Origin of the sequence: Pseudomonas sp. UME65 (assembly GCF_014170225.1) — a bacterium.
GTDB lineage: Bacteria > Pseudomonadota > Gammaproteobacteria > Pseudomonadales > Pseudomonadaceae > Aquipseudomonas > Aquipseudomonas protegens.
Genome location: NZ_LZZQ01000010.1, coordinates 458,760 through 471,612, shown reverse-complemented (window position 1 = coordinate 471,612; position 12,853 = coordinate 458,760). Strand labels below are relative to the sequence as shown.

Here is a 12,853-nt window from a genome sequence, read left to right as displayed (position 1 = left end):
TCAAGGAGCACGCGCCATGCGCGAAGCCGTCATCGTATCCACCGCACGCACGCCCCTGACCAAGGCCCACCGCGGCGAATTCAACATCACTCCCGGCCCGACCCTCGCCGCTTTCGCGGTACGCGCCGCCGTGGAACGGGCCGGCATCGACCCGGGGCTGATCGAGGACGCCATCCTCGGTTGTGGCTACGGCGAAGGCACCACCGGGCGCAACGTCGCGCGCCTGGCGGTGGTCCGCGCCGGCCTGCCCATCGGCATCGCCGGCACCACGGTGAACCGCTTCTGCGCCTCCGGCTTGCAGGCCATCTCCATGGCCGCCGGGCGTATCGTGGTCGATGGCGCCCCCGCCATCATTGCCGGTGGCGTGGAAAGCATCTCGCAGATCCGCGGCCGCGGCAGCGACGACCCGGATCTCGATCCCTGGCTTGTGCAGCACAAGCCGGAGCTGTTCCTGCCGATGATCGAGACCGCGGACATCGTCGCCGCGCGCTACGGCATCAGCCGCGAGGCCCAGGACCGTTTCTCGCTGCGCAGCCAGCACAAGACCGAAGCGGCGCAACGGGCCGGGCACTACCGCGAGGAAATCATTCCCTGCACCACCACCATGGCCGTGACCGACAAGCAGAGCGGCGAGGTCAGCCAGCACCAGGTCACGGTGGACGCCGACACCTGCAACCGCCCGGGGAGCACTTACGAGGCCCTGGCCAAACTGGAACCGGTGCTGGGCCCGCAGCGCTTCATCAGCGCCGGCAACGCCTCGCAACTGTCCGACGGCGCCTCGGCCTGCGTACTGATGGAGGCCCGTGAAGCGGCCCGCGCCAACCTGCAACCGCTGGGCGTGTTCCGTGGCATGGCGGTGGCCGGTTGCGAACCCGACGAAATGGGCATCGGCCCGGTGTTCGCCGTACCCCGGCTGCTGGCCCGGCACGGCCTCAAGGTGGACGACATCGGCCTCTGGGAACTCAACGAAGCCTTCGCCTCCCAGGCGCTCTATTGCCAGCAGCGGCTGGGCATCGCCGATGAATGCCTGAACGTCAACGGCGGGGCCATCGCCCTCGGCCACCCGTTCGGCATGACCGGCGCACGCCTGGCCGGCCATGTGCTGCTCGAAGGTCGGCGCCGCGGGGTCAAGTACGCCGTGGTCAGCATGTGCATTGCCGGCGGCATGGGCGCCGCCGCGCTGTTCGAAATCTATTGAGGACGCCGACATGGACCTGAGTTTCACCCCCCAAGAAGAAGCCTTCCGCAATCAGGTGCAGGCCTTCCTCGCCGAACACTTGCCCAGCGAACTGAGTGACAAGGTGGCCAATGGCGAACGCCTGTCCAAGGCCGACATGGAGCACTGGCATTCGACCCTCAACACCCGCGGCTGGCTGGCCAACCACTGGCCCGAGGCCTTTGGCGGGCCGGGCTGGAGCGCCGTGGAGAAATTCATCTTCGAACTCGAATGCGGCCTGGCCAACGCGCCGCGCATCGTGCCGTTCGGGGTCAACATGCTGGGCCCGGTGCTGATCAAGTACGGCACCCCACAGCAGCAGGACTACTGGCTGCCGCGCATCCTCGACGGCCGCCACTGGTGGTGCCAGGGCTATTCGGAACCCGGTGCCGGCTCGGACCTGGCGGCGGTCAAGACCACGGCGGTGCGCGACGGCGATCACTATGTGGTCAACGGCCAGAAGACCTGGACCACCCTGGGCCAGCACGCCAACATGATTTTCTGCCTGGTGCGCACCGACCGCGAGGCCAAGCCCCAGGAAGGCATCAGCTTCCTGCTGATCGACATGGCCAGCCCCGGGGTCGAGGTGCGTCCGATCATCACCCTGGAAGGCGACCACGAGATCAACGAGGTGTTTTTCACCGACGTGCGGGTGCCGGTGGCCAACCTGGTGGGCGAGGAAAACAAGGGCTGGACCTGTGCCAAGTACCTGTTGACCTACGAGCGCACCAACATTGCCGGGGTCGGCTTGTCCATGGCCGCGCTGCAACGCCTCAAGCGCGTGGCAGCACAGCGCACCCGCAATGGCCGGCCACTGCTGGAAGACCCGCAGTTCGCTGCACGCCTGGCCCGGGTCGAGATCGACCTTGAGAACATGAAGACCACCAACCTGCGGGTGATCGCAGCGGTGGCCGGCGGCGGCGCACCCGGCGCGGAAAGCTCGATGCTGAAGATCTGCGGCACGGAAATCCGCCAGGAGCTCACCGCTCTGCTGCGCCGGGCCATGGGCCCCGCCGCTCGGGTCATGCAGGACGAAGGCGACACCGGGGCGATGGACCTGGGCCCGGCCTTCGCCAGCAGCGCGGCGGCGCAGTACTTCAACAATCGCAAGCTGTCGATCTTCGGCGGCTCCAATGAAATCCAGAAAAACATCATTTCGAAAATGATTCTCGGGCTCTGAGGGTGCGCACATGAACTTCGAACACAGCGCAGAACGGCGCATGCTCGGCGACAGCTTGAACCGCTTTATCGCCCAGCACTACAACCTGGAAAAACGCCAGCAGAGCCTGCAGTCAGGCCAGGGTTTCAACTCCGGGATCTGGCAGCAGCTGGCAGAGATGGGGGTGATCGGCGCCCTGTTCAGCGAAACCGACGGTGGCTACGGCGGCGGTGGTTTCGACCTGGCCCTGGTCTTCGAGGCCGTGGGCCGCGGGCTGCTGGTGGAACCGCTGCTGGGCAGCGCGGTGCTGGCCGGGGACGCCATCGCCAGCGCCGGTAGCGAAACGCAGAAGATCGAGCTGGCGCAGATCATCGACGGCAGCCTGATCGCCGCCCTGGCCCATGACGAACCCGACAGCCACTACGAACTCAACCGGGTCGCCTGCCGCGCCGAACCCCAGGCCGACGGCTGGTGCCTGGATGGCACCAAGAGCCTGGTGCTGCACGGCGAGCAGGCCGGGTTGCTGGTGGTGTCGGCCCGCACCGCCGGGGCCATTGACGACAGCCAGGGCATTTCGCTGTTCCTGGTGCCCAGGGACACCCCGGGCCTGGAGATCCGCGGCAGCGCCACCCTCGATGGCGGCCCCGTGGCGCAGGTGCGCCTGAACCAGCTGCTTGTGCCGGGCTCTGCCCTGCTGGGCACCCTGCACCAGGGCCATGCCACCCTGGAGCGGGCCATTGGCCGCGGCGTGCTGGCGTTGTGCGCCGAAGCCCTGGGCGCCATGGAAGTGGCCAAAGTGGCGACCCTGGATTACCTGCGCACCCGCCAGCAGTTCGGCCGCCCGATCGGCAGTTTCCAGGCACTGCAACATCGCATGGCGGTGCTGCTGCTGGAGATCGAACAAGCGCGCTCGGCGGTGATCAATGCCGCCTCGGCCCTGGAGGCCGATCGCCTGGACCGCGAGCGCGCGCTGTCAGCGGCCAAAGTCAGCATCGGCCGCATCGCCACCCTGGTGGCGCAAGAATGCATCCAGTTGCACGGCGGCATCGGCATGACCTGGGAGCTGCCCCTGGCCCATTACGCCAAGCGGCTGGTGATGATCGACCATCAGTTGGGGGACGAGGATCACCACCTGCAACGCTACATCGCCCTCGGCAAGCAATAGGCCCCATGAATCGCGGCCCGGGCGGCCACCTGGGCCTGTCGCAAGGGCCGCAGGTGTCGCCGCCTTCCTTGCCGGCAGCCTCCCCTTCCCCACTTGCGTGTTACAGCAACCGGGTGCGCAACCCCTGGCAGGCCTGCTGATACTCCCTGCCCAGGCGCGCCACCAAGTCTCCGGCGCTCGGTACGCCGTCAACCACGCCAATCCCCTGGCCGCAGCCCCAGATCTCCTTCCAGGCCTTGGGCTTGTGCCTGTCTGCGCCGAAGTTCATCTGCGAGGGATCGCTGCTGGGCAGGTCATCGGGGTCCAGCCCCGCAGCCACCAGCGAGGCCTTCAGGTAATTGCCGTGCACCCCGGTGATCAGGTTGGTGTAGACGATATCCTCGGCCGCCGACTGGCTGATCATCTGCTTGTAGCCCGCCACCGCGTTGGCCTCCTGGGTGGCGATAAAGGCCGAGCCGATGTAGGCCAGGTCCGCCCCCAGGGCCTGGGCCGCGAGGATCGAACGCCCCGAGGCAATGGCCCCGGAAAGCAGCAGCGGGCCATCGAACCATTGGCGGATTTCCTGCACCAGGGCAAACGGCGACTGGGTGCCCGCATGCCCTCCGGCGCCGGCCGCCACGGCAATCAGGCCGTCGGCACCCTTGTCGATGGCCTTGCGCGCGAAACGGTTGTTGATCACGTCGTGCAGCACGATGCCGCCGTAGCTGTGCACCGCCTGGTTGATCTCGGGGCGCGCGCCCAGGGAGGTGATGATGATCGGCACCTTGTGCTGCACGCAGACCGCCATGTCCTGCTCCAGCCGGTCATTGGAGCGGTGGACGATCTGGTTCACCGCAAACGGCGCGGCGGGCCGCTGCGGGTGCAGCCGGTCGTGCTCGGCCAGGGCCTGGGTGATCTGCTCGATCCACTCCCCCAGGCGCTCGGCCGGCCGTGCGTTCAACGCCGGAAAGGAACCGACGATCCCGGCCTTGCACTGGGCGATCACCAGCTCGGGAGTGGAAATGATGAACAGCGGCGCGGCCACCACTGGCAGGCGCAAATGCTGGGTGAGAATCTTCGGCAGGCTCATGTTCGGGCTCCTGGGCAACCCAATGGGTAGTTCATGATTCGGCGACGACCGCAGCGACCTTGGGCACCCGGGCGATGCGCGCGGTCACCAGTACCAGCCCGCCCGCCAGCAGGTACATGACAATCCCCAGGTACATGCTCGACACATGGCCGCCGGTATGGCTGTTGATCACCCCGTTGAGCCAGGGTGTGACCGCCGGGCCGAGGTTGCCCAGGCTGCTGATGAAGGCAATGCCCCCGGCGGTGGCCGCCACCGACAGGTACTCGCTGACCAGGGCGAAGAAGATCGGCGTGCCGGCCTTGATCCCCACGTAGGCAAAACCCAGGGCCGTAACCGACAGCAGCAGGTGGCCGTTGAGCAAGGTGGTGACCGCCAGGCCGAACACCGCAATGGCCATGCAGCCGACGAAGTGCCAGCGCCGCTCCCGGTGCTTGTCGGAGTGCTGCCCGATCAGCACCATGCCGACGATCCCGACGATATTGGGGATCGCGGTGATCAGCCCGACCTGCAACAGGTCCTTGCTGCCCCAGCCCTGGATCAGGCTCGGCATCCAGAACACCAGCATGTAGGTGGCGCCCAGGAACATGAAATAGGCCGTGGACAGCAGGTAGATCCTGGGGTCGCGAAACATCTGCGCCAGGCTGTCCTGGGATTTGTCCCGGACGTTCGCCAGATCCCGGGCCATGTCGGCGTCCAGCAGGCGCTTTTCCCCGGGGCTGAGCCAGCGGGCCCGGGCCGGGCTGTCCTGCAGATAGAAAAAAGCCACTACCCCCAGGACACTGGCCGGCAGCCCCTGGATCATGAACATCCATTGCCAGCCGTGCAGGCCGACCGCGCCGTCCAGGTACTTGAGGATGCTGCCCGAGACCGGCCCGGCAATCAGCCCGGCGACCGCGGCGGCGGTCATGAAGATGGCGATCACCTGCCCCCGGCGCGGCGCCGGGAACCAGTAGGTGAAATACAGGATCACCCCGGGGAAGAACCCGGCCTCGAAGGCCCCCAAAAGAAAACGCAGAACGTAGAACTGCATCGGGGTGCTGACGAACATCATCGCCGCGGCCACCAGGCCCCAGCAGAACATGATCCGCAACAGGGTCTTGCGCACGCCGCTGCGCTTGAGCATCAGGTTGCTGGGCACCTCGAAGATGAAGTAGCCGATGAAGAAGATCCCCGCCCCCAGGCCATACACCGCATCGCCGAACGGCAGGGTCTGCTTCATCTGCAACTGGGCGTAGCCGATGTTCACCCGGTCCAGAAAGGCCACCATGTAGCACAGCATCAACAGCGGCAGCAGGCGCCAGCGGATCCTGGCGTACAGCGTGTCGAGCTGCCGGGCATGCTCGGGTGAGGCGTGGGGATCATGGACCGTTATTGTTGTTGTAGTCATTGTCGTCTCCGACGCAGTCGCGGGTTGGCCCGCCTGGGAAATCACTCTTCAGCTATGGGTCGCCTCGCGATCCTGGAGCACGCGCCACATCACCTTGCCGGAGCCGGACTTGGGCAGACTGTCGACGAACTCCAGCACCCGCGGCACCTTGTAGGCGGCCATGTGCTCGCGCGCCCAGGCGATGATCTCTTCGCTGGCGGTGCGGCCCCGGGCCTCGCTGCGCAGCACCACCAGGGCCTTGACGCTTTCCCCGCGGTAGGCGTCCCGGGTGGCGATGACACAGGCTTCGTGCACCGCCGGGTGCTTGAACAGCAGCGCCTCCACTTCCGCCGGCCAGACCTTGAAGCCGCTGCTGTTGATCATTCGCTTGAGGCGGTCGGTGAGAAAGAAATAGCCCTCCTCATCCATGTGCCCCAGATCGCCGGTGCGCAGGAAACGCTTGCCCTCGAACTCGACGAACGCCGCCTCGGTAGCTTCAGGGTTGCGCCAGTAGCCTTTGAACAGCATCGGGCCAGAGGTGATGATTTCCCCCACCTCGCCGGGTGCAAGTTCCTCCAGGGTGCGCGGGTCCACCACCCGTGAATCGACGCCAAAGAACGGCATGCCCAGGCATTGCAGCTTGGCCCGCTCAGGGGGGTTGCCATGGCTGGCGGCGGCGGTTTCGGTGAGGCCGTAGCCTTCGAGAAAAGTCAGGCCGAACTCCTGGCGCAGGCGCTGCGCCACCGCCTCGGGCATCGCCGCCCCGCCACCGTTGATATGCACCAGGCTCGACAGTTCGAAGTCCTGGTAATGGGGGCTGGCGAACAGGTCGATGACCATGGTCGGGATGCAGGTCCAGTGGGTCACCCGGTACCGCGAGATCAGCCGCCCGGCCAGCTCCCGATCCCAGCGCGGCATGATCACCGTACTGGTGGCGTCGAACACCGCCCGCAGGACGAAGCACACCAGGCCGGTGATGTGGAAGAACGGCACGACCCCAAGGCCCACCGACTCCACGGTGGATTGGGTCCAGCTGCCGCTGACCGCGTTGCTCATCAGGCTGCGATGGGTGTGCATGCAGCCCTTGGGATGGCCGGTGGTGCCCGAGGTGTATTGCAGCAGCGCCAGGTCATCGGCCTGGGCAGTGTGCGGGCCGGGGCAACGTGCCTGGGCCAAGGCCTCGTTCCAGCGCTGATAGCCCTCGGGCAGAGGTGGCTCGCTGCGCAGCCAGGCATCGATCTCGGCGCTGGCGACCTCCGCCGGGTGCATGTCCGCCGGCGCCGGCATGGCATCGCTGTAGCGGGTCACCAGGACCCGGTGCAGTCGCTGCTCGGGGTCGAGGCTGGCATTCGCCGCCTGGGCGATGGGCGCCAGGTCCGCGGCGCAGATCAGTACCCACGCCTGGGCATCGCCGAGCTGGTAGCTCAGCTCTTGCACCTTGTTCATCGGGTTGATCGGCACCAGCACCGCATTGGCCCGCAGGATGGCGTAGCAGGCGACGATGAATTGCGGGCAGTTCTGCAGGTACAGCGCCACCCGGTCACCGGGCTCGACCCCTTCGCCCTGCAACCAGCCGGCCAGCGCCAGGGCCTCGGCCTGCAACTGGGCAAAGCTCAGCGTGTGGCCGAAAAACCGGTAGGCGACCTTGTCCGGGTAACGCCGGGCCGCCACCTCCAGGTTGAACCAGAGCGAGGTGGCCGGCACCGACAAGGCCAGGGGCAGGCGCTTGGGCCAGACACGGTGATGGGGGCGCTGGGTACGAGCGGTGGACATGGAAGACTCCTTCAAGCCCGGGAATGATCGAGGGAACAGCCATGGACAGCGTCATCCGGTGCCGGCTGGCCAGCCAGGCCGCACGTTGATGGGCCACCGCCCCGGGTCGATCCTGCCCCATGCAGGGCGTGATTTTCAACCACTTATATTCCGCTGTGCGAAATAATATTCCATATTGACCAGTAGAATATTCGCTGACATCCTGCATTTCAACGAGCCATTTGCCCTGCGAAACACAATCAGAACAATCACTGCTGCCTGGCCACGGGGAACACCTGCCCTCCAGGACACCCGACCGGGACTGACCCAAGAGCCATCGCCCATGAGTGCCGTACCCGAAGTTTCGATGCTGCAAGGCCTGTTCAGCGGATTCGCGGCCCATCTCGGGTTGAACCTGCGGGAATACCAGCAGGCGCAAACCGTCATCGCGGTCACCGTCCAACCTCATCACCTCAACCAGGCCGGCAATCTGCACGGCGGTGTCATCGCCTCCCTGGCCGACACCGCCATGGGCATGAGCGGCACCTGGCATGCCGACCCCGCCCAGTGGCGGCTGGCCCTGACCCTGTCCCTGAACATCAATTACATGGCCGCGATCCCACCGGCCACCGAGGTCCGGGCCGTGGCCCGCCTGCGCGGCGGCGGGGCCAAGATCTTCATGGCCAGCTGCGACCTGCTGGATGCCCAGGACCGCCTGCTGGCCAGCGCCGAAGGGGTGTTCAAGCGCGGCCGCCTGCGCGCGGCAGCCACTGAGGTTGTGGCGTGCCCTTGATTGGCCGGTGATGGCGTCAGGAACGGAATCGGGTTTCGTCAGGGAATCGCAGATTTCAATTGCGGCGGTTCCGGGATAACATTTTTCCTTTGTTTCCACGAATCCGCTGCGTGGTCAACCGGCATTGCGCCCGGCACCAGCCCCTACCGGAAGACCCCATGCAAGACCCGAACGACTCCCCGGAACAAGCGCCCAAAGACCGTAAGTTCGTCGAAGCCCTGGCCCGAGGCCTGGAAGTCCTGCGGGCCTTTACCCACGGTCACGCGGTACGCGGCAACCAGGACATCGCGCGCATCACCGGCCTGCCCAAGCCCACGGTGTCGCGCCTGACCTACACCCTGACGCAGCTGGGCTACCTCAAGTACAACCAGGACCTGGAGAAGTACCAGCTGGATTCAGCGGTACTGGCCCTGGGCTACGCCTACTCCGCCAGCCTGAGGGTGCGCCAGCTGGGCAAGCCGTTCATGGACGAGTTCTCGCGCCGCACCAACACCACCGTCAGCCTGACTTGCCGCGATCGCCTGTCGATGATCCACGTCGACAGCAGCCGCCCGCCGGAAGTCGCCAGCCTGCGCATGGAGCCGGGGCTGCGCCTGCCCCTGGCCACCAGCGCCGCCGGGCGCGCCTACCTGGCCGCCACGCCGAAAATCGAGCGTGACCACCTGTTGGGGGAAGTGGCGAAAAAGCTCGGTGATGAATGGCCTGCACTGGAAAAATCCCTGGAAGACTCCTTCCGTGAATACGAAGAGTTCGGCTTCTGCCTGTCGCTGGGCGAGTGGGACCGCAACGTCAACGGTGCCGGCGTGCCACTGCGCCTGGCCGACGGCAGCATCATGGCCCTGACCTGCGGCGCCCCGAGTTTCCAGCTGTCCAGCGAAAAACTCGAAAGCTCCCTGGCCCACCAACTGGTGATGCTGGCACGGGACCTGGAAAGCCTGGGCGTCTGAGGCAGGCCATAAAAAACCCCTGATCCGCGATGGATGCAGGTTTTTTTCATCAAAAGCGTCAGGACAGGGAGCCCCCCCCTGAGCTCCGGCAAACCGACGGCGTCCTGACGCACGACCTTCTGTCGATTTAGAAGTTACGGGTACACACTGTGTTGGCAAGGTGTATCCGCAGTCTGCAAGCTCTCGTATCAGCCGTCAGCAGCAACGGCTGACTGCCGCCAGCCGCCAGAAAAAGAGAACAGGATAAAGAACGCCACGCCGCTTTCTCGTACAGAGAAAGCGGCGTTATTACTTGAACAGGGCGGGGCCTGTTGGTCGATAACAGCGTTGAAGCTACAGATCCCGGGGACGTCAGGGATTGGCCTGACGCCCCTGAAACCTGCACATACCCGGTACTAGCGGGGGCTCCTCATCTGTTACCGGCCACGCTCTTGATGTTGCCGAAGGACGAAGACTGACGTATCTCTCCCCGGTCGACCCCCGCCAAACCACCAAGGACGGCATAGCTACCACCACTTACGTGACTGCTGGTGAGTGAGTTGACGAGCCGGGATTTGTTTTCGCCTACCAGGCCACCCACCTTGCTACGCAAGCCTCCATAGACGCTGCCTTTGGCCGATGCCGTATCGATGAGACCACTGGCATGGGTGCCAACCAGACCGCCGACAGCACTGTTACTCTCGCCCCGGACGCGTCCGCTGGCCGAGACCGAGCGCAGATCACCCGCGTTGTAGCCGACCAGACCGCCCACATGGCTGTTGGAGCCGCCGTATACATCGCCTTGTGCCTCGGCGTATTGGGTGATACCGCCAGTGTTGTGCCCAATGAGTCCGCCAACATGGGTGGAATCCACGGCAGCTACCATGCCCGAGGCTTCGGCACCGCTGATTTCACTGTTCACGTTCTTGCCGACCAGGCCGCCGACGTTGAAGCTCTTTTGTCCATAGTTCTCACCACTGGCCTTGACGTTGCGCAGAACGCTGTTCTGGTTGAGCCCCACCAGACCACCAGCGGTATCAAGCACTAGACCAATCACCATTCCGCTGGCTGACGAGTCAGTGATCAAACTGGAGTTGTTGAGACCTACCAACCCTCCTACGTTGTTGCCAGCCCCGCCAAACACCAAGCCCGAGGCGTTGGAGCCCACTATGGTGCCGTTCTGGTTGATACCCACCAGGCCACCCAGGTTGCGGTAGGCGTAGTCATGAATGCTGCCCAACCCAAGCGCTCCCGAGCTTGCAGAGTTAGCGATCGAGCCGCTCTGGTTGATCCCCACCAATCCGCCTATACCCACCAGAGCATGGCTGTTCATGGTGCCCCTGACATCGACATCGGCGCTGCTCCGGCTCACCGAGCCCGTGTTCAGGCCCACCAGGCCACCGGCTGCCGAAGTGAGGGTATTGCCCAGCACCACACCGGTGATCGACGCATTATCGATGGAACCGCCGGAGTTGATCCCCACCAGCCCGCCGACCAGGTTGTCCTGCCGGCTCTGGGCATTCACCTGCAGATCGCTGGCGCTGACGTTGGCAATGCGCCCGCTGTTGCGTCCGACCAGGCCACCGAGTGCACTGGAACCGGAGGTGGGCTTGGCACCGTTGATGGTCAACGAGGCCAGCTTGAGGTTGCCGATGCTGCCGGACGAGCTGGCGAACAGCCCGCCATCGGTGCCGTTGCTGTTGATCGTCAAACCGCTGAGGGTGTTGCCCAGGCCATCGAAGATGCCACTGAAGGCCTGCTGGCCACCGATGGAGGTCAGGCGCGCGCTGCTGTTGATGGAGTTGCCCAGGACGTAGCGACCGGCCAGGTTCTGGTCGATTGCCTGCAACTGCGTGGTGTCTTGAATGACCCGGTAGGCTTCGCCGTTGGCGTCGAAGCGCGCCCCGTTGCCGGACAGCGTGACGCCGCCATTCTGGCCCAGGGTAAACCCACCGCCGTGGTTCAGCCCGAGGCTGCTGTTGCTGCCGCTCAGCGTCAGTTGACGGTTGAGGTTGATGCCACCCTGGGCGTTGAGTTCGACCCGGGTATTGGCGCCAGTGGCAGACAGGCGATCATTCAGGCGAATGTCTTTGGCCGAAGAGAGGGTCAACTGGTTACCGCTGGACCAGCGCATCCCGTTTTCCACCGCTACATCGCCCTTGCCACTGGCCAGTTCAATATTGGTCGTGGCCAGGTTGCGCGACAGGGTGTCGGCATGGACGGTGTTGCTGTTGGCGTTGAAGAAGGAGCCCACCTTGACTTCGTTGCTGGCGATCTTCCAGGTGCCCGTGCGGCCATCCCTGGACTGAGTGCCGACCTTGGTCGGCAGCTGTACGCGGGTGGTGGCGCCCCGGGTCTCGATCAACCCGCCATCGCCCTTGCCGCCTAGCGCGTTGGCCTGCAGCGAACCATCGACGCTGACCACGCCCACGTCGCCGCCGTCCAGGGTGATCCGACCGGCTTTTTGCGACAGGGTATTGGCTTCGATGGTGCCCTGGTTGTTGACCACGGTCTGCAGCATCGAACCCGCGCTCTTGGCGGTCATCAGCACTTGGCCGCCGTCGGCCTTGAGCAGGCCGGTGCCGCTGTTGTGCACCAGCGCGTTGAGCGCGGCGCTGTCGACGTGCAAGTCCAGCAACTGGTTGCTGTCGAAGCTGACGGTGAAACTGTTGCCCGCAGCCAGGGCCACGCGCCCGTTCTGGGCCTTGATCGTGCCTTCGTTGCGAACCTTCGCCCCCAGCAGAGCCACACTGCCACCGTCCGCCGCGGTAATAGAACCGAGGTTGGCGACTTCAGTCGCCGCAGTCCCGGAGAACGTGTAGCGGCCGGCCTTGAAATCGGCATCGCTGATGTCGCGGGTCGTAGCCACCAGGCCACCGACATTGACCTGAGCTTTATTGCCGAACACCACGCCATTGGGGTTGATCAGGAACACTTGGCCATTGGCATTGATCTGCCCCTGGATGTTACTGCCGTTGACACCGACCACCCGGTTCAAGGCAATCGAAGTGCTGGAAGGCTGATTGAAGGTCACCGATTGATTGGCCTGAACACTGAAGTCATTCCAGTTCGTGGTCAGCTTGTCCGTATGCTGGTTGATCGACATGTTCGGCCCCTGGGCAAGGATGTCCGCACTGCCGGACACCACCTGCCCCCCGGTGGGCAAGGCAAACGCCAAAGGCATCCCGACCAATGCCAGGAGACTGGCGACCGCCACTACCAGACCTTTGCCCGAGCCCGAACGCCGACGCCGGCGCGCGCCTTCGTGAGCCACATTCCAACAGCCTTGTGTCTGATTCCAGACCAACGCATAAACCTTATTCATAAAGCTCCTTATCGTATTCTCAATACCCGGCAAACCTTTGCAGAGCAGCACAACACGGCTGGGGCACAGCGCCCTGGCAGCA

The 12,853-nt window shown here is 64.9% G+C and carries 9 protein-coding genes; 5 read left to right on the top strand and 4 right to left on the bottom strand.

The features are described from left to right. Positions 1–16 precede the first annotated feature (16 nt). Genes A9971_RS09900 through A9971_RS09890 form a run of 3 tightly spaced genes read left to right on the top strand, consistent with a single transcriptional unit; the run spans position 17 to position 3,540 of the window. A complete protein-coding gene (locus tag A9971_RS09900; RefSeq protein WP_183000546.1) occupies positions 17–1,198 on the top strand; it encodes an acetyl-CoA C-acyltransferase in 1,182 nt (393 codons plus the stop codon). Between the two features lie 10 nt (positions 1,199–1,208). Further along, positions 1,209–2,396 carry an acyl-CoA dehydrogenase family protein gene (locus tag A9971_RS09895; RefSeq protein WP_041116513.1) on the top strand — a complete coding sequence of 396 codons (1,188 nt, stop codon included), beginning with the start codon at positions 1,209–1,211 and terminating at the stop codon, positions 2,394–2,396. Positions 2,397–2,406: 10 nt separating this feature from the next. Then, positions 2,407–3,540, top strand: coding sequence for an acyl-CoA dehydrogenase family protein (locus tag A9971_RS09890; protein ID WP_183000545.1), 1,134 nt, complete (start codon positions 2,407–2,409; stop codon positions 3,538–3,540). Between the two features lie 100 nt (positions 3,541–3,640). Here A9971_RS09890 and A9971_RS09885 read toward each other — a convergent pair whose 3' ends face one another. The 3 genes from A9971_RS09885 to A9971_RS09875 are packed head-to-tail and all read right to left on the bottom strand — an operon-like array spanning position 3,641 to position 7,748. Then, positions 3,641–4,609, bottom strand: coding sequence for a nitronate monooxygenase family protein (locus A9971_RS09885; RefSeq protein WP_183000544.1), 969 nt, complete (start codon positions 4,607–4,609; stop codon positions 3,641–3,643). 31 nt (positions 4,610–4,640) lie between these two features. After that, the gene (locus tag A9971_RS09880; protein ID WP_183000543.1) at positions 4,641–5,996 is read right to left on the bottom strand and encodes an MFS transporter; all 1,356 of its coding nucleotides are present in this window, start codon (positions 5,994–5,996) and stop codon (positions 4,641–4,643) included. Between the two features lie 48 nt (positions 5,997–6,044). Then, a complete protein-coding gene (locus tag A9971_RS09875) occupies positions 6,045–7,748 on the bottom strand; it encodes a long-chain fatty acid--CoA ligase (RefSeq protein ID WP_183000542.1) in 1,704 nt (567 codons plus the stop codon). A 322-nt stretch (positions 7,749–8,070) separates the two neighbouring features. Between A9971_RS09875 and A9971_RS09870 the strand changes: the two genes are divergently transcribed. Both A9971_RS09870 and A9971_RS09865 read left to right on the top strand, forming a co-directional pair. Continuing rightward, positions 8,071–8,520: a PaaI family thioesterase gene (locus A9971_RS09870; protein ID WP_015634532.1), complete on the top strand. Its 450-nt coding sequence runs from the start codon at positions 8,071–8,073 to the stop codon at positions 8,518–8,520. A gap of 158 nt (positions 8,521–8,678) precedes the next feature. Then, positions 8,679–9,467, top strand: a complete 789-nt coding sequence (locus A9971_RS09865; protein ID WP_015634531.1) for an IclR family transcriptional regulator — start codon at positions 8,679–8,681, stop codon at positions 9,465–9,467. Between the two features lie 409 nt (positions 9,468–9,876). Here A9971_RS09865 and A9971_RS09860 read toward each other — a convergent pair whose 3' ends face one another. Next, positions 9,877–12,771: a GLUG motif-containing protein gene (locus A9971_RS09860; RefSeq protein WP_183000541.1), complete on the bottom strand. Its 2,895-nt coding sequence runs from the start codon at positions 12,769–12,771 to the stop codon at positions 9,877–9,879. Positions 12,772–12,853: the final 82 nt, after the last annotated feature.